Below are 20,461 nucleotides of genomic sequence, written 5' to 3'. Positions count from 1 at the left end.
CGATTGTACACCCCAAAAACCGTCTTACGGGCCCTTTCACTACAAAAAAGTAGGAGAAATTCCCTAGTAATGTAGTAGGCTATTTGGGCAAATGCCCTACCCTGTTATTTGTTTACATTTAACTGATATAACTCTGATAACACCAATGAAAATCGCGATTCTTGACGATTATCAAGACGCTGTACGCGGTCTTGACTGCTTCCGACTGCTCGATGGCCATGAGGTCAAGGTCTTCAGTAATACCACTCGTGGACTGGGCCAGCTGGCGATCCGCCTGGCCCCTTTCGACGCCCTGGTGCTGATCCGCGAACGCACTGCCTTGTCGCCGGCCTTGCTGGCGAAGCTGCCGAACCTGAAGCTCATCTCGCAGACCGGCAAGGTCAGCGGCCATATCGACGTGGCCGCCGCAGCCGCGCACGGCATCGCCATCGCCGAAGGCGTCGGCTCGCCGTTTGCGCCGGCCGAGCTGACCTGGGCCCTGATCATGGCGGCCAGCCGCAAGATCGTGCCGTATGCAAACAATCTGAAGGATGGCTTGTGGCAGACGGCCTCGATCAATCCGACGCTCAATGGCGTGGGACGGGTGTTGCACGGGCGTACCCTGGGCCTCTGGAGTTACGGCAAGATCGGCAAGCTCGTGGCCGGCTATGCGCGCGCCTTCGGGATGCGGGTGCTGGTCTGGGGCAGCGAGGCCAGCCGCGCGGCGGCCATCGCCGACGGCCTCGAGGCGGCGCCATCGCGCGAGGCGCTGTTCGAGCAGGCCGACGTGCTGAGCCTGCATTTGCGGCTGGCGGAATCGACGCGCGGCACCGTCACGGCAAGCGACCTGGCGCGCATGAAACCGGACGCGCTGTTCGTCAACACCAGCCGCGCCGAACTGGTGGCGGAGGGCGCACTCGAGGGAGCCCTCAAGCAAGGGCGTCCGGGCACGGCGGCGCTGGACGTGTTCACCAGCGAACCGCTGGCGCCGGATGCGCCGCTGCTGCGCATCCCGACGGTGCTGGCCACGCCGCACCTGGGCTATGTCGAGAAAGACAGTTACGAAATCTATTTCAAGGCGGCGTTCGAGAACATCGTGAAATTCGCGCAAGGCGAGCCGGCGAACATCCTCAATCCGGAAGCGCTGGGCAAGCGCTGATCAGCCCAGCTCGGGCTCGCCCGTGAGCTTGATCTTTGGCGCCGGCATCACGTGGGTGCCGGTCCAGAGTCCCGCCCAGCCTGGCGGCCAGCCGATGTCGGGGCCGCTGTAGCCTTTCAAGCCCGCCCGTACCGGCACAACCGGCACCGCAGGCGTCTCGACCAGCCCGCCACCCGCGGGACGTTCCATATTGAGACTGTACATGTATCCCGGCAGCAGCAGGTCGCAGGCTTGCGCGAACCAGGCGGTGTGGTCTTCGTCGCGGCCCAGCGCCTGCGCCAGCCCTTGCGGATCGAACTTCGCCAGCGCGTGGATCAGCTCTTCGGTGGTGGCGCCCGGCACATCGCCCCAACCCATGACGGGATTGTTGTTGTAGTCGGCGCCCGAACCATACCAGCCTTCGCGCCAGGTGCGCTGCATCCAGTTGCGCGGCCCCGTGAACAGGTGCCAGCGCCAGTGCAGGCCCGAGGGCTTGGGCCAGGAGTACAGGTACAGCTTCTGGTAGCCGGCTTCATGCAATGCGCGCACCACGGCCATCAGGCGCGCATGCGGCATGCGGTCTGGCGGCGCGCGCCGGAACAGGATGGGCTCGCCATCGGCGTGCTGGACTTCGTCGCTCGACAGGTTCAGGTCGAGGGCGCGCGCCTCGTCGTTGAAACGCGCCGAGATCCAGCCAGTGAGCAGGTTGACGTGGGTAATCACGCCATAGCCGCGATGGCGGTGGAAGATGACGGTGCCGGGTGCAACTGCTTTCATGGCCAGAGGAAAGGTAGAGAAGAAAGACAATGAGTGTACTCATCCGATCCGGACGATTCTAGCGCAGTCACAGTCGGATACACTATGGTTTGCGGCTATCATGACGCACCTTTTTTATGCGAGTAGATAAACCAACATGACTTTGCGACTCATCGCCACCGGTGGCACTTTCGACAAGCATTACAACGAACTGAACGGCGTACTCGGCTTTGCTGAAAGCCATCTGCCAGAGGTGATCAAGCGCAGCCGCATGACGGTGCCGGTCGCGCTCGACGTGCTGCCGCTGCTCGATTCGCTCGACATGGGGGACGCCGACCGCCAGCGCGTGCTGGCCTCGTGCCAGGCCGCCAGCGAGAAGGCGATCGTGATCGTGCACGGCACCGACACCATGCCCCAGACGGCCGCCGTGCTCGGCGCCGCCAAACTCGACCAGACCATCGTGCTGACCGGCGCCATGATCCCGTATTCCATCGCCAATTCGGATGCGCTGTTCAACCTGGGCTTTGCCTGCGGCGTGGCGCAGACACTGCCGGCCGGCGTGTATGTCGCCATGAATGGCCAGGTTTTCCCGTGGGATAACGTGACCAAGAACCGCAGCGAAGGCGTCTTCCAGCAGCTGTAAGCAATAGTTCCTGCGCTTGTTTGACAGGGATTAAAAGCGAGGGCAGCCGCGCGCTGCCTTCCTGTTCGACTTCCTATACTGCCTTTCTCGATCACCCGCATCAAAGGAGAAGGCAATGAATGAGAAGCGTCCCACGCTGACCACGCGCCAGGGTCATCCCGTCCGCGACAACCAGTCCCTGCGCTCGGTCGGCGAACGCGGCCCGGCCACGCTCGAGAACTACCAGTTCATCGAAAAGATCACCCACTTCGACCGCGAGCGCATCCCCGAGCGCGTCGTGCATGCGCGCGGCACCGGCGCCCATGGCTTTTTCGAAGCCTACGGCAAGATCGGCGACGAACCCGCCGCCACATATACCACGGCACGCGTGCTCAACGAGACGGGCGTGCAGACGCCGGTATTCGTGCGCTTCTCGACTGTGATCGGCGGCAAGGAATCGCCGGAAACCGCACGCGATCCGCGTGGCTTCGCGGTCAAGTTGAAAACCGTCGACGGCAACTGGGATTTGGTGGGCAATAACCTGAAGGTGTTCTTCATCCGCGATGCGATCAAGTTCCCGGACATGATCCACGCCTTCAAGCCCGATCCCGTCACCAACCAGCAAGAGCCATGGCGCTTCTACGACTTTATCTGCAGCCATCCGGAAGCGCTGCACATGGTTACCTGGGTCAAGAGCCCATGGGGCATCCCCGCCAATTACCGCGAGATGGAAGGTTCGGGCGTCAACACCTACAAGCTGGTCAATGACAAGGGTATTGCCCACCTGGTGAAATTCCACTGGCAGCCCAGGCAGGGCGTGCGCAACCTCACCGCCCAGCAGGCAGCCGAGATCCAGGGCCGCGACACCAACCACGCCACGCGCGACCTGTATGACGCGATCGAGCGCGGTGACTACCCGGAATGGGAATTCTGCGTCCAGATCATGGCCGACGGCGACCATCCCGAGCTGGACTTCGACCCGCTGGACGACACCAAGCGCTGGCCGGAAGACCAGTTCCCGCTGCTGCCGGTGGGCCGCATGGTGCTGAACAAGAACCCGGACAATGTGTTTGCAGAAACTGAGCAGTCAGCCTTCGGCACTGGCGTGCTGGTCGACGGCATCGATTTCTCGGACGACAAGATGCTGCAGGGTCGTACCCTGTCGTATTCGGACACCCAGCGCTACCGCGTGGGACCCAACTACCTGCAATTGCCGATCAACGCACCGCAAGAAAAGGCCAAGGCGCAAACCAACCAGCGCGACGGCCAGATGACGTTCTATGTGGATGGCGATGGCGAGAACAAGCACATCAACTACGAACCGAGTTTGATCGGTGGTTACAAGGAAGCCGATACGCCGGGCTATGAATATCACCCGTGGGTGGAGGGCCACCTGGGCCGCTACCAGACCACGACCACGCGCGACGACTACAAGCAGGCCGGCGCGCGCTATCGTACCTTCGAGGACTGGGAACGTGACGACCTGGTGGGCAACGTCGGGGGGGATCTGAAGCAATGCCCTGAGCCGATCCAGCTGCGCATGGTGTGGCATCTGTGGCACTGCGACGAGGATTACGGTCGCCGCGTGGCTGAAGTCGCCGGGATCGACCTGGAGAAGGCCAGGGCGCTGCCGCCGTTGCCGAACCGTCCGGCGCCGCACGAGGATCGGCAGGGGGCGACGTATACCAGCGGGGAGCTGGAGAATGGCGGTGGTGCGGGTGGGAAGACGGAACCGGCGACGAGCGAAGAGGTCGCAATGAAGTAGGGTTGGCGGGTTTCCCGCCGACGCGTTCAACCGACATTTGCATGCCACACGGTCATCCATATTCCGGTTGAACGCGTCGGCGGCCGAGCCGCCAACCCTACGAGGGTTAATCCGATGTCAATTACGCCTTGGCTTCGCCGCCCAGCGCCTCGACCACGTCGGTCAGCAACTTGGCCAGCTCACCCGTCATCAACATGATGTCGTTATCGAAACGCTCATCGTCGTTATAGGTCGGGCTTTCGCCTTCCTTGATCACGTCCAGCGGCTTGATGCCCTTGATCGCCAGCGATTCGGTCAGCACGAAGCTGACGCGGTCGTTCCAGGTCATGGCCAGGCGGGTGCACTGCTTGCCGGCGGCGATGTGGCGGCGGATGTCGTCCGGTTCCAGCGTGTGCTTCACGTAGCGCACCGCGGCGCGGCTTTCGCCGGTCGCGCGCAGTTCGGTGTCCTGGTCGATCGTGAAGCCGTACGGCGCTTCATCGGCTTCCAGCCAGCCGGTCATCACGGCGACGGGCGACTTCTGTACGCGCAGCGATTCCAGCGGCATCTTGTCGACCGCCTTGAGCAGCAGCTTGACGATGTCGTCGGCCTTCGCCGGGCTCGCCGCATCGACCACCAGCCAGCCATTGACCGGGTCGATCCAGGTCCAGACGTTGCTGCGCAGGGTGAAGGCGCGCGGCAGCAGTTCGTCGGCCACGCGTTCCTTCAGTTCTTTCATTGCCTTTTTGCCAGGCGGGAAGCCCTGCTGCTCTTCCAGCTCGGCCGCCTTGGCCTTGGCCACCTGGTTGATGACCGACGCCGGCAGCAGCTTCTTCTCGGTGCCCAGCATGATCAGCATCTGCTTGTTGACCACGTGGACCAGGCCGCCGTTCGGGCGCGGCGCGTCCCAGCCCTGGCGCAGCAATTCATTGCTGCTTGCAGGCACGAAAGCCTGCGGCTCGAGGGCTTTTTCCAGTTGTTCAGGGGTGTAGGCCCAAGGGGCCGGCAGACGGTAGATCTGTAGATTCTTGAACCACATAGGTTATCCGGTAATTTCGCTATTTCGAGGGATCGATATTTTACGCTGCCGATTGGCAACTACACACAAAAAGCTCAGGACGTTATCGAATCGTCCAGAACGTCGTCGAACAGCCGCAGTTGCTCGACGGTTTCGGACTCGCCCAGCCGCACGCCCACGCCCAGCAGGCGCACCGGGCGGCTGGCGCGGGCCCAGCCGGTTTCCATCAGGCGCGCATAGGTCGGAATATGTGGCGCATAGCCCACGCACTCGACCGTCGTCTGCTGGAAATCCGAGAATTTGATTTTCACGAACAGCTTGTTGATGAATTTTTCGGCATTCGCGCGCTTGATGCGGCCCAGCAGGTGCTCATACAGGTCCGGCAGCAACTTGAGGCAGCCGGCCAGGTCGGGCACGTCGGGCGTATAGGTCTCTTCGGTGCTGATCGACTTGCGCTCGCGCGAGATGTTCACTTCACGGTGATCGACGCCGCGGCTCAGGTCGTACAGGCGCGCGCCGAAGCTGCCGAAGTGTTCTTGCAGCTGGTCCATGCTCCAGCCGCGCAGGTCGGCGCAGGTCTGCAGGCCCAGGCGGTTCATTTTTTCTGCCGTCACCTTGCCCACGCCGTGGAGCTTCTTGACCGGCAGCGCCGCGACGAAGGCGTCGACTTCGTCGGGCCGCACCAGGAACAGCCCGTCCGGCTTGTTCCAGTCGCTGGCGATCTTGGCCACGAACTTGTTCGGCGCCACGCCGGCCGAGGCGGTGATGCCGACGGTCTCGAAGATGCGGCGCCGGATCTCTTGCGCGATCAGGGTCGCGCTGCCCTTGCAGTGCGAAGAATCGCTGACGTCCAGGTAGGCTTCATCGAGCGAAAGCGGTTCTACCAGTTCGGTGTAGTCCTGGTAGATGTCCATGATCTGGCGCGAGGCGATGCGGTACTTCTCCATCGCCGGCGGGATCACCAGCAGATCGGGACACAGCTTGATGGCGGTGGCGGTGGCCATCGCCGAATGGATGCCGAAACGGCGCGCCTCGTAGTTGCAGGTGGCGACCACGCCGCGCTGGTCGGGCCGGCCGCCCACGGCGAGCGGACGGCCGCGCAGCGACGGATCGTCGCGCATTTCGACCGACGCATAGAAGCAATCGCAATCGCAGTGGATGATTTTTCGGACCGGGGCGTTCACGCTGGAGGCCGCCCCGTGCGGGGAGGACTACTGTAATTGCATACAGTATCGTCCGAAATCCTGTTTGACGCAAGCCGCTAGCGCGCCAGGAAGCCGTCCCGGTGCACGTTGGTCATCGCCTGCACCCAGGCCGGATAGCACGTCGGCAGGCTGCTGGCCGCATCGAGTTCCGCCATGTCTTCGTCGGATAACACCAGGGCCAGCGCGCGCAGATTGTCCTGCAGCTGCTCCGGACGGCGAGCGCCGACAATCGCGGTGGTCACGCCGGGACGCGCCAGCAGCCAGGCCAGCGCCACCTGGGCCGGCGTGGCCTCGACCCGCGCGGCCACCCGCTTGACGGCATCGATCACGGTATAGCCGTGCTCCGGTGCGATCGGCGGGAAATCGATGTGGATGCGGCGCGCATCCGGATCGCTGCTGCCGGCGCGGTCGAATTTGCCGGACAACAGGCCGCCGGCCAGCGGGCTCCAGGCCATCAGGCCCAGCTGCGCGTCCTGCACCTGCGGCAGGATCTCGCGCTCGACGTCGCGCACCGCCAGCGAATAGCAGGCCTGCACCGACACGTACGAGGACCAGCCGTGCAGCCTGGACAAGCCGAGCGCCTTGGCGGTCTGCCAGCTTGATAAGTTCGAGCAACCGATGTAGCGGATCTTCCCGGCGCGCACCGCATCGTCGAGCGCGCGCAGCGTCTCTTCCATCGGCGTGAGTGCGTCGACGTTATGGATCTGGTACAGGTCGATGTGGTCTGTCTTCAGGCGGCGCAGGCTGGCCTCGAGCGCGCGCGTCAGGTGCAGGCGCGACTGGCCGGCGTCGTTCGGGCCCGTCCCCATCGGCGCGTGGAATTTGGTGGCCAGCACCACCTCTTCGCGCCGACGGGCCAGAGCTTGCCCCAGCAGGCTTTCGGATTCGCCGTCGGCGTACACGTCAGCGGTGTCGATGAAGTTGATGCCGGCGTCCAGCGCCGTTCCTACCAGGCGCTCGGTGGCGGCCAGGTCCAGGCCGCCGACCTTGTCGTAGGGCGGCGTCGCCGCTCCACCAAAAGTCATGGCCCCCAGGCACAGGCGGGAAACGATGATGCCGGAGTTGCCGAGTCGTCGGTATTGCATGAGAGAGACCTTTCAGAAAAATCGATGAGGCCAGTGTAGAATCGGGCGGCGCGGCCCACCATGCTGCGTCCTCCACCGTTCATGCGCGACCGTCCAGACCTGCTCACTGCCCCACCTTCCGATCCGCTCTCCGACGTGCTGGCCCTGCTCCAGGTGCGCAGCGGCGCCGCGCTGCGCATGACGGCCGGCGGCCCGTGGGCGCTGCGCTTTCCTGCGTATCCCTACCTGAAATTCATCGCCCAGCTGCGCGGCGCCCTGTACGTGCAGGTCGAGGGCGATGCGCATCCCTACCGGCTTGACGCCGGCGACTGCCTTCTCATGCGTAGCGGCCGGCCCTATATCGCGACCACCGATCTCACGCTGCCGGCCCAGGATGGCCCGGCCCATTTCGCGGCGCTGCGCGGCGGCGCGGCCACATGGGGCGATCCGGACGCCGCCGACGGGATGGAGATGATCGCAGGCCGCTTCGAATTCGACGTCTCTCAACGCGACCTGCTGGAACAGATGGTGCCGCCCGAGCTGCACATCCCGCGCGGCTCACAGGCCGCGCTGGCGCTGCGCGCGCTGCTGGATTTGTATGGCAAGGAAGCGGACGCGCCGGATGCCGGAGCACGCCTGGTGACCGACGGCCTGGCGCGCATCGCCCTGGTGCAGGCCTTGCGCGAACCGGGCGGCGCGCGGCACGGCTGGCTGGCCGCCCTGGCCGACCCCAGGATCGGCCCCGCGCTGCGCCTGCTGCACAATGCACCTGAAAGGCGTTGGAGCATCGAGGAACTGGCGCGCGAAACCGCGATGTCGCGCTCGGCGCTGGCGCTGCGCTTCCGCCAGCTGGTCGGCATGGCGCCGCTGCAGTACCTGCAGGCCTGGCGCATGCGGCTGGCGAGAAAGGCGCTGCATGAAGAAGACACGCCGCTCGCCACCATCGCCTGGCGCCTCGGCTACGCGTCCGAAAGCGCGTTCAGCGCCGCGTTCAAGCGCAGCAGCGGCAGCGCGCCGGGGGCGTACCGGCAGAAACAGCGCGTGCAGCGTCTCGCCAGTTAGCGTAAAAACGTCGTCCCCGCGCAGGCGGGGACCCAAGTGTTTCAGCGCAGCCGCTACAAATTTTGTAGACACTGAGCTTGCAGACTTGGGTCCCCGCCTGCGCGGGGATGACGTGAGGCTACTCTTATTACCAGCTGAGCTTCAGCGAGTACTTGCCATTGGTGGCGCCGGTGCCGCCGCTGTAGTAGGTCACGCGCACGTAGCGGGTCGACGCGCTGCTGCCGGTATTGCTGGCGCTGACGCTGTCCACCGCGCCGACGCCGTTCTGGCTGGTGCCCAGCTGCGTGCCCGATGCGTTGTACACATACAGGTCGTAATCGGCATTGGACAGGCCCGGGGTCAGCGCCGCGCTCAGCGTCTTACCGGCCGGCAGGTCGACGCGGAAGTAATCCGTGTCGGTGGTCGAGCCGAGGTTGCCGTTGACGGTCGTATTGCCCGAAGTGACCAGGTTGGCGCTGGCGGTGGTGTTGTTCGACTCCGCCTCGGCCTGGGTGGTGGCCGCCGTGCCGCCGGTGGTGGCCGCATTGACCGCCGCGGTGGCGTCCACGATGCCGGTGCCGCAACCCGAGCAGCTGGCCGGGAAGGCGCGCGCCGTCGATTTCAGTTTCGACTCGATGTCGTCCGGCGTCAGGTTGGTGTTCAGCGCCAGCATCAGCGCCGCCACGCCCGCCACGTGCGGCGTGGCCATCGAGGTGCCCTGGTAGGCCGCATAGCTGTCCGATGCCGGCGCACCAGTGCCGGTGTTCAGCGTCGACAGCACGCCGTTGGCGCCGTCGCCGCCCGGCGCCGCCACGTCGACCAGGGTGCCGTAGTTGGAGTACGAAGCGCGCCCGCCCGTGCGGCCGGTGGCCGCCACCGCGATCACGCCGGAGCAGTTGGCGGGGCTGGCGTTGCTGACGTTGACGGCGTCGTTGCCGGCGGCGACCACCACCACCGCGCCGCGTGAGCGGGCGCCGTTGATGGCGTTCTGGGTGGTCGCGCCGCAGGCGCCGCCGCCGCCCAGCGACAGGTTCAGCACGCGCGCCTTGTTGGCGTTGGCCGGCACACCCGACACGCTGCCGCCCGACGACCAGGTGATCGCGTCGGCGATGTCCGAGGTGTAGCCGCCGCACTTGCCGAGCACGCGCACCGGGACGACCTTGGCGTTGTAGGCCACGCCCGCCACGCCGGCGCCGTTGTTGGTGCGCGCCGCCACCGTGCCGGCGACGTGGGTGCCGTGCCAGCTCGAACCCTGGTCGCGCGTCGGCTGTCCATTGCCGCATTCGCCGGCCACAACGGCGTCGCCCGGGTCCAGGGCGTCGCTGTCGCGGCCATTGCCGTCGTTGCCGATGGTGGCGGTGCTGATGAAGTCATAGCCGGCCAGCAGCTGGCCGGACAGGTCGGCGTGCGGGCGGTAGCCGGTGTCGATCACCGCCACCACCACGCCGCTGCCGGTCGACTTGTCCCAGGCCGTCGGCAGGCGCAGGCCGCCGGCGGTTTCATAGTAGTGCCACTGGTCGGTGTAGCGCGGGTCGGTCGGCGTCGCCATATGGGTCATGATGCGGTCCGGCTCCGCGTATTCGATGGCCGGGTCGCGCGCCATCATCTCGGCGGCCAGCGATTCGACTTCCTTCAGGTGGCGCCGGCGGTCCAGCTTGAACACCTGGGCGCCGGTCGAGATGGCATGGCTTTCCTTGACCACCACGCCGAACTGCTGGCCGGCGCGATCGAGCTTCGATTTGCGGTCGCTGCTCAGGCTGGCGACCTTGGCCATGGCGCCGTTGGCGGCGGCCTTCGAGTCGCGGTACTTCACGATGATACGGTCTGTCTCCACGACGAACTGCGGCGCGCCGCTGCCGGCCTCGCCGGCGGCCGCGAGGGCGGATCCGGCTCCCAGCGCCAGCGCGCCCGCTGCACACATCTTCAACACGGTCGGATGAATCGAATGCGTTTGCTTCATGGTTCTTCCTTCTTCAAGGTTTTCCGTCAAGCGATGGCTCGCTTGTGTCGTTGTAGGACCGGCAGTGCCGGTGCCGTCTCGAGGCGGCGAGCTCAGCTTAGCTTGAAGAAAAGAACCGACAGAAAGAAATTCCAATCGTTTTCGGCGTGCATACAACGGTTAACTCGGCATATTCAGCAAATACATAATTTATTCGGAAAATCTGTAAATATGCAGAATATTTATTGCCACAGCAAAGATACTGAACAAGCATGCATGGTGAATATGGTAATTATCAGATAAATATTCATGTCACACTTCTGGTTTTTATGCCGCGTATCGTGCGCCAAAACGAAAAAAAGGCCGCGCAATGCGCGGCCTTCGGTTCAGGCTGACTGATATTAAACGATCAGAAATTGCCCTTGAACTGCATACCCCACTGGCGCGGCTCGTTGGTGAAGCCGGTCAGGTTGTTGAAGTCGATGGCGCCGGTGATGCGGCGCTGGTCGAGGATGTTGCGGCCGAAGGCAGCGACTTCGTACTTGCCATTGCCGAAGATGTAGCCGACGCGCACGCCGCCTTCGGTCAGCGGGGCGCCGGTGAACTCGGTGGCCTCGTACAGGAAGAAGTTGATCTTGCTGCGGTACGACCAGTCGGTGAAGACGTACAGCTCGCCGTCACGGAACGGCACGCCGTAGCGGGCAGTCGCGTTGAAGGTCCAGCGCGGCGCCTGCGGCAGCGGGTTGCCGTCGATGACGACGCGGCCAAGGGCGTTCAGCGGGTTGGTGATGGTGCACTGGGCGCACTTGTTCACCGACAGGCTGCCGTCGCGGATCTGCGTGTAGTTGTAGCTGGCGCCGGCGCTCACGCGCAGGGCGGTGCTGACAGCCGCTTCGAAGTCGAACTCGGCGCCCTTGCCCTTGGTCTTGTCGGCGTTGATCAGGCGGTTGACGTTCGAATTACCACCCACCACGGTCAGCTGCTGGTCTTCGATCGTGTAGTCATAGATCGAGAACGAGGTGCGTGCGCGGCGGTCGAACAGGTCGGCTTTCACGCCCAGCTCGAACGACTTGATGGTTTCCGAATCGGCCACGGTGATCGGCACTTCGGCCGAGGCGGCGGCGATGCTCGGCGCACGGAAGCCGGTGGCGGCGCGGCCATAAACGTTCACGGTCGGGGTCACTTTATAGGTGGCCGACACGTCCCAGCTGATCTTGTCCTTGTTTTCCTTCACCGACGACGGGCCGATCTGGACGACGTTGTCCGCCTCGATGGTGCGGAAGTCCTTCTCGTCCTTGGTGTAGCGCAGGCCGCCGCGGACGGTCCAGTCCGGGGTCAGGTCGTAGCTCGCCGATGCGAAGGCGGCCCAGGCTTCGTTCTTCTGGTTCGAACGCAGGCGCGAGGTGCGCGCATAGGTAGTGCTGTTGAAGTTGTCGCTGCCGCCGGTCACGTCTTCATCGAAGAAGTAAAGGCCGGTCTGCCAGTTGAACGGGCCGGCGTAGGCCGACTCGAGGCGGAATTCCTGGGTGTACTGGTCCAGGTTTTCGATATAGCCGTTGGTCTCGACCTGGAACGGGATGAAGCCCGGACCAGCCGGGGTGCCGCCGTCGATGTCGCCGCGGCTCGAGTAGTCGACGATGTGCTCGTAACCGGTGATCGAGTGCAGCTTGTAGTTGCCCAGGTCCCACTGCAGGCGCAGGTTGATGCCGTTGGTTTTCAGGCTCTGGAAGTTCTGGGCGTTGGTGACGATGTCGTCCAGGTCGGTGCCGTCGGCGAAGGTGTTGCTGCCCTTCTTGATCAGGTTGGCGCGGAACAGGCGCGCGCTACCGTTGGTCTGGCGCTGGTGGAAGCCCAAGAGGCCGCTGAAGCCGTCCTTGCTGTACAAGAACTGCACGCGTTCGGCGTGTTCGTTGTAGCCGTCCAGCTCACCGGTCTTGCGGGTCTTGGCGACATCGCTGAAGTTGTTGACGTAGTCGTCGCGGTGCTGGCCGACGGCCGACACGCGCATCGCCACATTGGTCGACAGCGGCACGTTGACGGCGCCTTCGGCGTTCATCGTGTAGTGCGAGGCGGCCGACAGGTTGTAGTAGCCCTCGACCTTTTTGAGGTTCGGCTTCTCGGATTCGAATTTCACGACGCCGGCCGGGGTGTTGCGGCCGAACAGGGTGCCCTGCGGGCCGCGCAGCACTTCGACGCTGGCCAGGTCGAAGATCGGGAAGCCTTTGAGGATCGGGTTCTCTTGCACGATGTCGTCATAGACGAGCGAGACCGGCTGCGAGGCGAAGGTGTTGAAGTCGGTGTTGCCGTAGCCGCGGATGTAGAAGCGCGGGAAGGTACGGCCGTTCGACGATTCGACGTTCAGGCTCGGCACCTTGCCGGCCAGCAGGCGGATGTCGTCGCCGCCGGAGACCAGCACATCCAGCTTGTCGCCCTTGAGCGCGGTGACGGAGACCGGCACGTCGCGGATGTTCTCGGTGCGGCGCTGGGCCGTCACGGTCACGGATTGCAGTTGGAGGGACTGGTTGGACTCGGTCGTCTGGGCGAACGCCGGTGCGATCGGCAACGCGGCGGACAGCGCCAGCATTGCGCCATGCGTGCGGATAACGCGCTTGTGCATCTTGGACATCTTGGTCATGGAATGTTTTCCTGGTGATTAAAAAAAGAACCGATGTCCCCGTTCCTCTTCTTATGGACGCTACCCCCGCCGGGTGCGCGAGCGGATATGACCCGCCCTCGGCAGCGCATCTGAGGCGCACATCTTTGCGATGTTTCTAAGGTTGCCGACTTGTCAAAGGCGGTATTGTCCGTGAAGGGTATGTGCGACGGCAAGTAAATATCGAACGTTACGCCTTGATTACAACACATGCAGATGTGCCGGTTCGGGCTACGCCTTCCGCCCCATCCGTCATGGGTTGAAAGAAGGTTTTTGAATATTTTTCGAAAAACCCTTGCAGACCTTGAAACCCACCCTCTATAATTCGGGCCTCTTCGGACGCAATGACAAGCGTCAGATAGAAACCACCGAGATGGGCGCTTAGCTCAGTTGGTAGAGCGGATCCCTTACAAGGATTAGGTCGGGAGTTCGAGCCTCTCAGCGCCCACCAAGCATCTCGATGGTCGATCGAAGTAATGATCAGAGTAAACGGAGCGGTAGTTCAGTTGGTTAGAATACCGGCCTGTCACGCCGGGGGTCGCGGGTTCGAGCCCCGTCCGCTCCGCCAGCATCAAGGAAGAAGGGTCCGATTCGTCGGGCCCTTTTTCTTTTTCCGTTTCCGTTTCCGTTTTATCGACGGCCCCCCTCACGCGCGGCGCCGCACCGGATCCCCGACTTCCACCCGATCGCGCCCCGCGCGCTTGGCCACATACAGCGCATGGTCGGCGCGCGCCAGCGCCGCGCTCAGGTCTTCGTTCGGATCGAGCACCACCACGCCGATACTGACCGTCATCGTGTAGCGTGGCCCGCTGGTGATCACGGTGGCTGCGCGCACCGCCTGGCGCAGGCGCTGGGCGGCCTGCACTGCGGCGTCGATGTCGGCGCCGGGCAGCATCATCGCGAATTCCTCGCCGCCAACGCGGCCGATGCTCTCGTGCTCGCGCATCACCTCGCGCGCGGTGCGGGCCAATACCTGAAGGGCGTCGTCGCCGCTGGCATGGCCCCAGCGGTCGTTGATCTGCTTGAAATGGTCGATGTCGATCATCATCAAGGCCAGCGGATGGCGCTGGCGCTGGGCCGCCAGGCGCGCGCGCTCGGCGCGCTCCAGAAAGGCATGGCGGTTGGGCAGGCCGGTCAGGCAGTCGGTCGAGGCCAGCCTGGCCATGCGCGCATCGTCCTTCTGCTTGCACAGCAAGAGGAAACCGAAGCCGTTGACGATCATGAGCAGGTAGCCAGCGAGATAGGCGGCTTCGCGCGCGAGCACATGGTCGAACGGCCCCTTGCCCAGCAGGACCGAGCCGGCCCACAGCGCGACCGCGACGGCGAACAGCGCATCGTTGATGCCGATGATCCGCTGCAGCAGGGACGCATGGCGCCGGCGCAGCAGGACCCAGGCCATGGCGGCGGCGAACAGCGCCACCACGCCCGCCACCATGGCGCTGAGCTGGGCGTGGCTGGCGCCGTGGATACCGGCCGCGATCACCACCGTGGACGACAGCACGGCAACCGGCAACACGATCCGTCCCCAGCGCGCGAAACCGAAGAAGACGCAGTAGGCCGCCATCTCGAGCGACACGGCGAGGATCCAGCCGATGCCTTCCAGACCGCCCAGGAACGGCAGGTCCAGCATGGGGCGAGCCCAGCCGGCCAGCTGGCTCAGGCCCATGCCCAGGCGCGCCCACATCCACAGCTGCAAACCCGGATTGCGGTCGGCGCCATGGGTATATCCTGCCATCAGGATCGCAAAGCCGACGTTACCGATCCCGAGCGCAAGAAGAAAAGTCTGTATATCGATCACTGCCTGTCCTCTTCGGAACGTTGGCCGGGCCACGCGCGACGGCCCGCGCAGCACATAACATCGCAGCAACTAATGTTGCCCTAAAGAATTTATGTTACACGCTTTCCAAAAACACGGCGCGCACGTTTGGTAGATGTATGGACAAATGCCACACTGTTGTGCGCGGCTGACGCTTTTTGATGCGTAGCAGCATCCAATCGCGGATAATCAAACAGACAACACATCGCACCACGCCGGAGCACTAGTGATTTTTCGTTTCCTCAAGCCCCCTCGGATGTCGCCGCGCCTGCACCGGCTGAAGAGTTCTTCCCTATTTAGTGCGCTGACGCCGCTGGAGTTGAAGATTGTCGATGGATTGCTGCACGAACGCCGCTATCTAAAGGATGAGATCGTCTTCGACGAAGGAGAGGAAGGCCAGGCCCTGTATCTCCTGATGAGCGGCCGGATGCGCATCAGCCGCCTGCACGAGGGCGTGACCCAGGTGGTGGCCGAGCTGGAGCCGGGCGGCTTCTTCGGCGACCTGGCCCTGCTCGACAACTCGCCGCGCAACGCCCAGGCGCGCGCGCTCGAACCCTGCGAGGTGGCGGTGTTCTTCCGCGCCGACTTCCTGGGCCTGATGGAAACCGACGCCGTGCTCGGCTACAAGATCTCGCTGGCGCTGGCGCGCCACATTGGCCTGCGCCTGCGCGAATGGATGGGTACCGGACGGCCGCAACTGGAAGCGCTATGAGTCCGGTGCCGGGCATCGTCAACGGCCCCGAGCGCGCCGGGCCCGTGGTCTGGACCGGGATCGTCGCCGCCACCTGCCTGCTGCTGCTGGTGGTCCAGCAACTGCTGTGGCTATTTCTGCCCTTCATCTTCGGCACCGTGCTCTATTACATCCTGCTGGGACCGATGCAGCGCATGGTGCGCTCGGGTTTCAGCCGCAACGCCGCCGCGGTCTGGGTCTGCACCCTGTTCTTCACGCTGGCCGCACTGGCGCTAGCGCTGGCCCTGAGCTGGAGCGACGGGCCGGAAGAAGACTCGTGGGAAGCGACCATCGGCCTGTACCTGGATGGCGGCGTGGCCTTCGTGCGCACCTCGCTGGCCATGCTCGAGGCGCGCTTCCCGATCCTGGCCGAGATACGGCTGACCTCGACCGTCGACATGGCGTTCACCACCTATACCAACGACTTCGCCCAGAACCACCTGGGCGACATCGTGGTCGGCGTCATGACCTGGGTGCCTTCCCTGCTGCTGGCGCCCTTCCTCACCTTCTTCCTGCTGCGCGACGGCGTGCGCTTCAAGAAGTTTTTGGCGCGGGCGGTGCCGAATGCCTATTTCGAGCGTGCGCTGTATCTGTTGCACGAGGTCGACCAGACCGCGCGCCGCTATTTCGAGGGCCTGCTCAAGCTGACCGTACTCGACACGCTGGTGCTGGCGCTGGGCCTGTGGGTGATCGGTGTGTCGTCGCCCCTGCTGCTGGGGCTGATCTCGGCCGTGCTGGCCTGGGTGCCGTTCGTCGGCTCGATCGCCGGCTGCGTGCTGGTGGTGATCGTCGCCTCGACCGATGCGCCGGGCAATCCGCTGATGGCCTATGGAGCGATCGGGGTGTTCGTGCTGGTGCGGCTGCTGGACGATTTCCTGTTCATGCCGCTGACGCTGGGCCGCAGCCTGCACATCCACCCGCTGGTGACGGTGCTGATGATTTTTATTGGCGGCATGCTGGCGGGGGTGGTGGGGCTGATGCTGGTGCTGCCGCTGCTGGGCGTGGTGATGGTGATCGGAGAGACGCTGGGGACGCTGGTGACCAATCCGCGGCTGCGGGCAAGGCATCGGTATGCGCGCGCCTTGCGGACCAGGCAGGCCAGCGTCGATCTCGACATCGCGCGCGAGCGGCGCGGGGCGCCGACGCCCAATTCCAAGCAATAAGCGCTAGATCAGACCAATCGCATTGCGCAATATTTGGCACATCTGAGGCAGACCCTGCTGTTCAAGCGTCGCAATATAATCTTCAGCTGATTTCGGCGGCTTTCTTAATTTTATGCGACATGTCTTCAGGGTGCTCAGGATGCCAATCTTGTCCAAGTCATATTGAGCAACAAGAAAATCATCAGGATGCAAAATCTCGATTGCATGTCGAGAAACCACCGCCTCAGGAAAATCTTTAAGATTGAAAGTGACGATAGCGTCTGCATGGCCGACGATCGCAGCCGCCAAGACATGTCGATCGTCATTGTCAGGCAACTCTAGCGTTGGAATCGGATACTCGTAGTCCCGGACAATGGCATCCTCGACTGCTGTATTCATGAGCGACGCCGTATGCAGCAGCTTTTCCTTGTTCAAATCGGGACGTTTGCCGATCAAATTGCGAATCCACTCATCCTGTATCTCAACTGTCCAACGCGCACGGTAAATCCCTTCGGCACCCAGGGTCATCAGGATATCCCTGAGGGGCGCAGGATAGAGAACGCATGCGTCTAAAACAGCCGTATACCGGAAGTTCCCTGCCATCAATACCCCATATCCAACTCTTGTGCTTGATCGACTAACTCCTGAAGCGCTGAATCAGCGGTTTTCTTGCGTTGCTCTTTATATGCAACCACATCCTCAAACTTGATGCGACGATGCGTTCCTACCTTATGATGAGGAATTTTTCCGTTATCCAACATTTTGACTAAATAAGGCCGAGATACATTCAAGAACATTGCCGCTTCTTGAGTAGTCACATAAAGCTCCTTGGGCATGATAGCAACTGCATTGCCTTGCGCAAGTGAACCCAGCATGTCCGCAAACAAGCGAAGCACTTTCGGGGGCAATTTTAAAATGGGAGAGTCTTCGATACGCTCTACCCCATCTTCCAAAATTGCGATGTTAACCACCCGCGAGTGGTCAAGAGCACTGATGATGCAACGTTGTGCGGCTTTCGCAAGCTCGACATCTTCCTTGCTTTCCAAGCGATCAATCATTTCAGACATCATTTGCTCCTGGTGTTTTCAGAGAGGGTGTTTCTGCTGTACAAGGCTACTCCCAAATCCATCGTAAACGAATTCTACGAAACAAACGAAATAAACGCAACAACGTGCTTGAACCCTCAATTGCGGCTTGATACCTCACACGCTCATCGAGACCGTATTGCATGGACGAAAAAAAACCGGGACGCCAGTCCCGGTTTCGATAGGTATCGTAGCGTTATTTCCGCCCCGCCGCTTTCGGCTTGGACTTGATGGTCGACAGGATCGACGGCTTGACCTTCGACGGCGGCGCCATGAAGGGCGTTCCCGCCGATGCGCGGTCATTACGACGCTCACTACGCTGGCCACCAGGAGCCGCAGGCCGCTTCGGCGCCACCTCGATCACGCGCCCCTTCGGCGGCGCACCGGCCGGACGACGCTCCTCACGCGCCGCACCCGGCAACTCGCCGCCCGGCGGCGGAATCAGATGCCGCTCGCCATTGCCGATCAAGTCGCCACGCCCCATGCGCTTGAGACCCTCGCGCAGGATGGGCCAGTTCTCCGGATCGTAGTAACGCAGGAAAGCCTTGTGCAGCTTGCGCGTCTTGCCGCTCTTGGCGGTTTCGACGATCTCCGAATCCTCGGTGACCTTGGCCAGCGGGTTCTTGCCCGAGTGGTACATGGTGGTCGCCATCGCCATCGGCGTCGGCGTGAAGGTCTGCACCTGGTCCAGCTTGAAGTTGTTCTTCTTGAGCCACAGCGCCAGGTTCAGCATGTCTTCGTCGGTCGAGCCGGGGTGGGCCGCGATGAAGTAGGGAATCAGGTACTGCTTCTTGCCCGCTTCGAGCGAATACTTGTCGAACAGGCGCTTGAACTCGTCATAGGCGCCGATGCCCGGCTTCATCATCTTCGACAAGGTGCCGGCTTCGGTGTGTTCCGGCGCGATCTTCAGGAGGCCGCCCACGTGGTGGGTCACCAGCTCTTTCACGTACTCGGGCGAACGCACGGCCAGGTCGTAGCGCAGGCCGGAACCGATCAGGATCTTCTTGATGCCGGGGATCGCGCGCGCCTTGCGGTACAGCGAAATCAGCTTGCTATGGTCGGTGCCCAGGTTGGAGCAGATGGTCGGGTACACGCACGACAGGCGGCGGCAGCTTTCCTCGATCTTCTTTTCCTTGCAGGCCAGGCGGTACATATTCGCCGTCGGGCCGCCCAGGTCGGTGATGGTGCCGGCGAAGTTCTTGGTCGTGTCGCGGATCAGCTCGATCTCGCGCAGGATCGACGGCTCCGAGCGGCTCTGGATGATGCGGCCTTCGTGCTCGGTGATCGAGCAGAAGGTGCAGCCGCCGAAGCAGCCGCGCATGATATTGACCGAATAACGGATCATTTCCCAGGCCGGGATATGGGCCTTGCCATAGCTCGGGTGCGGCGCGCGAGCGTAGTTCAGGTCGTAGACGTTGTCCATCTCGTCCATGGCCAGCGGCAGCGGCGGCGGGTTGAGCCAGACGTCGCGGTCGCCGTGGCCCTGCACCAGTGCGCGCGCATTGCCCGGGTTCGATTCCAGGTGGAACACGCGCGAAGTGTGCGCATACATCACCGGATCCTCGCTGACGGTCTCGAACGACGGCAGGCGCACCACGGTCTTGGCTGCCTTTTCGCGGGCCGCGGCCTGGCGTTGCTCGCGCGTCATGATGACCACCGGTTTGACTTCCGGCTCGGGCGCGGCGTTATCGAGCGCGCAGGCTTTTGGATCTTCCAGCGCCATCGCGTACGGGTTCGGCTGCTTGTCGATGCGGCCCGGCACGTCCACGCGGGTGGAGTTGTGCACCGACCACTCTTCGTCCGGCAGCCAGCCCTGTGGCACCAGGAAGGCGGTGCCGCGCAGGTCGCGGATGGTCTTGATGTTCTCGCCGGCCGCGATGCGGCGGGTGAGGTCGACCAAGGCCCGCTCGGCATTGCCGAAGATGAGCAGGTCGGCCTTCGACTCGAACAGCACCGAGCGGCGCACTTTATCGGACCAGTAGTCGTAGTGGGCGATGCGGCGCAGCGAGGCCTCGATGCTGCCGGCGATCACCGGCACGCCGGGGAAGGCTTCGCGGGCGCGCTGGCAATACACGGTCACGGCGCGGTCGGGGCGCTTGTTCGGCTCGGCGTTGGGGGTGTACGCATCGTCGGAACGGATCTTGCGGTCGGCCGTGTAGCGGTTGACCATCGAGTCCATATTGCCGGCGGTAATGCCCCAGTACAGATTGGGCTTGCCCAGCGCGCGAAACGGCTCGACCGAGGTCCAGTCGGGCTGGCTGATGATGCCGACGCGGTAGCCTTGCGCCTCGAGCAGGCGGCCGACCAGGGCCATGCCGAAGCTCGGGTGGTCGATGTAGGCGTCGCCCGTTACCAGGATGATGTCGCACGAATCCCAGCCCAACTTGTCCATTTCGGCGCGGGACATCGGGAGAAAGGGTGCAGTAGCACCGCGACTGGAGCGCTTGGCGACCGTCGCAAAGAGATTGGCTGGGGAGTTCATTGGCCGGCATTGTACCGGAAAACCATTTTTGGGGCAGCGTAGCGCCC

Annotated in this window: 16 protein-coding genes and 2 tRNA genes; 8 read left to right on the top strand and 10 right to left on the bottom strand. The window is 63.3% G+C overall.

Annotated features, from left to right (window positions below):
- The first annotated feature begins 145 nt into the window (after positions 1 to 145).
- On the top strand, positions 146 to 1,138 hold the full coding sequence (locus tag AC3A6F_RS21030; RefSeq protein WP_487684468.1) for a D-2-hydroxyacid dehydrogenase family protein: 993 nt from the start codon (positions 146 to 148) through the stop codon (positions 1,136 to 1,138).
- Here the strand turns inward: AC3A6F_RS21030 and AC3A6F_RS21025 are convergent, their stop codons facing one another.
- Positions 1,139 to 1,894, bottom strand: a complete 756-nt coding sequence (locus tag AC3A6F_RS21025; protein ID WP_487684466.1) for an L-asparaginase — start codon at positions 1,892 to 1,894, stop codon at positions 1,139 to 1,141.
- Between the two features lie 136 nt (positions 1,895 to 2,030).
- Here AC3A6F_RS21025 and AC3A6F_RS21020 point away from each other — a divergent pair, with 136 nt between their 5' ends.
- Positions 2,031 to 2,516, top strand: coding sequence for an asparaginase domain-containing protein (locus AC3A6F_RS21020; protein WP_147933538.1), 486 nt, complete (start codon positions 2,031 to 2,033; stop codon positions 2,514 to 2,516).
- 115 nt (positions 2,517 to 2,631) lie between these two features.
- Positions 2,632 to 4,260, top strand: a complete 1,629-nt coding sequence (locus tag AC3A6F_RS21015) for a catalase (RefSeq protein ID WP_487684463.1) — start codon at positions 2,632 to 2,634, stop codon at positions 4,258 to 4,260.
- Positions 4,261 to 4,381: 121 nt separating this feature from the next.
- Here AC3A6F_RS21015 and AC3A6F_RS21010 read toward each other — a convergent pair whose 3' ends face one another.
- From AC3A6F_RS21010 to AC3A6F_RS21000, 3 genes are all read right to left on the bottom strand, one after another.
- Positions 4,382 to 5,278 carry a recombination-associated protein RdgC gene (locus tag AC3A6F_RS21010; protein WP_123070554.1) on the bottom strand — a complete coding sequence of 299 codons (897 nt, stop codon included), beginning with the start codon at positions 5,276 to 5,278 and terminating at the stop codon, positions 4,382 to 4,384.
- Between the two features lie 74 nt (positions 5,279 to 5,352).
- The gene (dinB, locus tag AC3A6F_RS21005; RefSeq protein ID WP_487684460.1) at positions 5,353 to 6,441 is read right to left on the bottom strand and encodes a DNA polymerase IV; all 1,089 of its coding nucleotides are present in this window, start codon (positions 6,439 to 6,441) and stop codon (positions 5,353 to 5,355) included.
- A gap of 77 nt (positions 6,442 to 6,518) precedes the next feature.
- A complete protein-coding gene (locus AC3A6F_RS21000) occupies positions 6,519 to 7,547 on the bottom strand; it encodes an aldo/keto reductase (RefSeq protein ID WP_487684458.1) in 1,029 nt (342 codons plus the stop codon).
- A gap of 60 nt (positions 7,548 to 7,607) precedes the next feature.
- Between AC3A6F_RS21000 and AC3A6F_RS20995 the strand changes: the two genes are divergently transcribed.
- Positions 7,608 to 8,588: an AraC family transcriptional regulator gene (locus tag AC3A6F_RS20995; RefSeq protein WP_487684455.1), complete on the top strand. Its 981-nt coding sequence runs from the start codon at positions 7,608 to 7,610 to the stop codon at positions 8,586 to 8,588.
- Between the two features lie 127 nt (positions 8,589 to 8,715).
- Here AC3A6F_RS20995 and AC3A6F_RS20990 read toward each other — a convergent pair whose 3' ends face one another.
- The gene (locus AC3A6F_RS20990; protein WP_487684452.1) at positions 8,716 to 10,527 is read right to left on the bottom strand and encodes a S8 family peptidase; all 1,812 of its coding nucleotides are present in this window, start codon (positions 10,525 to 10,527) and stop codon (positions 8,716 to 8,718) included.
- Positions 10,528 to 10,915: 388 nt separating this feature from the next.
- The gene (locus AC3A6F_RS20985) at positions 10,916 to 13,141 is read right to left on the bottom strand and encodes a TonB-dependent receptor (RefSeq protein WP_487684449.1); all 2,226 of its coding nucleotides are present in this window, start codon (positions 13,139 to 13,141) and stop codon (positions 10,916 to 10,918) included.
- Between the two features lie 393 nt (positions 13,142 to 13,534).
- Here AC3A6F_RS20985 and AC3A6F_RS20980 point away from each other — a divergent pair.
- Positions 13,535 to 13,610: transfer RNA gene (locus AC3A6F_RS20980), tRNA-Val, on the top strand.
- A 40-nt stretch (positions 13,611 to 13,650) separates the two neighbouring features.
- A tRNA-Asp gene (locus tag AC3A6F_RS20975) sits at positions 13,651 to 13,727 on the top strand.
- A gap of 78 nt (positions 13,728 to 13,805) precedes the next feature.
- Here the strand turns inward: AC3A6F_RS20975 and AC3A6F_RS20970 are convergent.
- Entirely contained in the window at positions 13,806 to 14,957 is a 1,152-nt protein-coding gene (locus tag AC3A6F_RS20970) for a GGDEF domain-containing protein (RefSeq protein WP_487684446.1), read from the bottom strand.
- Between the two features lie 244 nt (positions 14,958 to 15,201).
- Between AC3A6F_RS20970 and AC3A6F_RS20965 the strand changes: the two genes are divergently transcribed.
- The gene (locus AC3A6F_RS20965; protein WP_320474533.1) at positions 15,202 to 15,687 is read left to right on the top strand and encodes a cyclic nucleotide-binding domain-containing protein; all 486 of its coding nucleotides are present in this window, start codon (positions 15,202 to 15,204) and stop codon (positions 15,685 to 15,687) included.
- The gene (locus AC3A6F_RS20960) at positions 15,684 to 16,868 is read left to right on the top strand and encodes an AI-2E family transporter (protein ID WP_487684443.1); all 1,185 of its coding nucleotides are present in this window, start codon (positions 15,684 to 15,686) and stop codon (positions 16,866 to 16,868) included. Before AC3A6F_RS20965 ends, AC3A6F_RS20960 begins: the two co-directional genes overlap by 4 nt.
- Before the next feature lie 3 nt (positions 16,869 to 16,871).
- On the opposite strand, the gene AC3A6F_RS20955 is transcribed toward AC3A6F_RS20960, so the two are convergent.
- The 3 genes from AC3A6F_RS20955 to AC3A6F_RS20945 form a co-directional block, all read right to left on the bottom strand.
- Positions 16,872 to 17,450 carry a VapC50 family PIN domain-containing toxin gene (locus tag AC3A6F_RS20955; RefSeq protein WP_487684440.1) on the bottom strand — a complete coding sequence of 193 codons (579 nt, stop codon included), beginning with the start codon at positions 17,448 to 17,450 and terminating at the stop codon, positions 16,872 to 16,874.
- Positions 17,450 to 17,914: a helix-turn-helix domain-containing protein gene (locus tag AC3A6F_RS20950; RefSeq protein ID WP_487684437.1), complete on the bottom strand. Its 465-nt coding sequence runs from the start codon at positions 17,912 to 17,914 to the stop codon at positions 17,450 to 17,452. The genes AC3A6F_RS20955 and AC3A6F_RS20950 overlap by 1 nt, the downstream gene beginning before the upstream one ends.
- Positions 17,915 to 18,128: 214 nt before the next feature.
- Positions 18,129 to 20,339: a YgiQ family radical SAM protein gene (locus AC3A6F_RS20945; protein ID WP_487684434.1), complete on the bottom strand. Its 2,211-nt coding sequence runs from the start codon at positions 20,337 to 20,339 to the stop codon at positions 18,129 to 18,131.
- Positions 20,340 to 20,461 lie beyond the last annotated feature (122 nt).

The sequence above is a fragment of the Massilia sp. Soil_C_3 genome (assembly GCF_057657035.1).
The sequence above is the reverse complement of the archived record's forward strand: the minus strand, read 5'-3'. Positions and strand labels throughout refer to the sequence as shown.

Bases quoted from the DNA above. Each gene is read 5' to 3' on its own strand.
- AC3A6F_RS20985 (WP_487684449.1), bottom strand. From the start codon at position 13,141: ATGACCAAGATGTCCAAGATGCACAAGCGCGTTATCCGCACGCATGGC.
- AC3A6F_RS20945 (WP_487684434.1), bottom strand. From the start codon at position 20,339: ATGTCCCGCGCCGAAATGGACAAGTTGGGCTGGGATTCGTGCGACATC.
- AC3A6F_RS21030 (WP_487684468.1), top strand. From the start codon at position 146: ATGAAAATCGCGATTCTTGACGATTATCAAGACGCTGTACGCGGTCTT.
- AC3A6F_RS21025 (WP_487684466.1), bottom strand. From the start codon at position 1,894: ATGAAAGCAGTTGCACCCGGCACCGTCATCTTCCACCGCCATCGCGGC.
- AC3A6F_RS21010 (WP_123070554.1), bottom strand. From the start codon at position 5,278: ATGTGGTTCAAGAATCTACAGATCTACCGTCTGCCGGCCCCTTGGGCC.
- AC3A6F_RS21020 (WP_147933538.1), top strand. From the start codon at position 2,031: ATGACTTTGCGACTCATCGCCACCGGTGGCACTTTCGACAAGCATTAC.
- AC3A6F_RS20960 (WP_487684443.1), top strand. From the start codon at position 15,684: ATGAGTCCGGTGCCGGGCATCGTCAACGGCCCCGAGCGCGCCGGGCCC.
- AC3A6F_RS20950 (WP_487684437.1), bottom strand. From the start codon at position 17,914: ATGTCTGAAATGATTGATCGCTTGGAAAGCAAGGAAGATGTCGAGCTT.
- AC3A6F_RS20990 (WP_487684452.1), bottom strand. From the start codon at position 10,527: ATGAAGCAAACGCATTCGATTCATCCGACCGTGTTGAAGATGTGTGCA.
- AC3A6F_RS20955 (WP_487684440.1), bottom strand. From the start codon at position 17,450: ATGGCAGGGAACTTCCGGTATACGGCTGTTTTAGACGCATGCGTTCTC.
- AC3A6F_RS21015 (WP_487684463.1), top strand. From the start codon at position 2,632: ATGAATGAGAAGCGTCCCACGCTGACCACGCGCCAGGGTCATCCCGTC.
- AC3A6F_RS20995 (WP_487684455.1), top strand. From the start codon at position 7,608: ATGCTGCGTCCTCCACCGTTCATGCGCGACCGTCCAGACCTGCTCACT.
- AC3A6F_RS21000 (WP_487684458.1), bottom strand. From the start codon at position 7,547: ATGCAATACCGACGACTCGGCAACTCCGGCATCATCGTTTCCCGCCTG.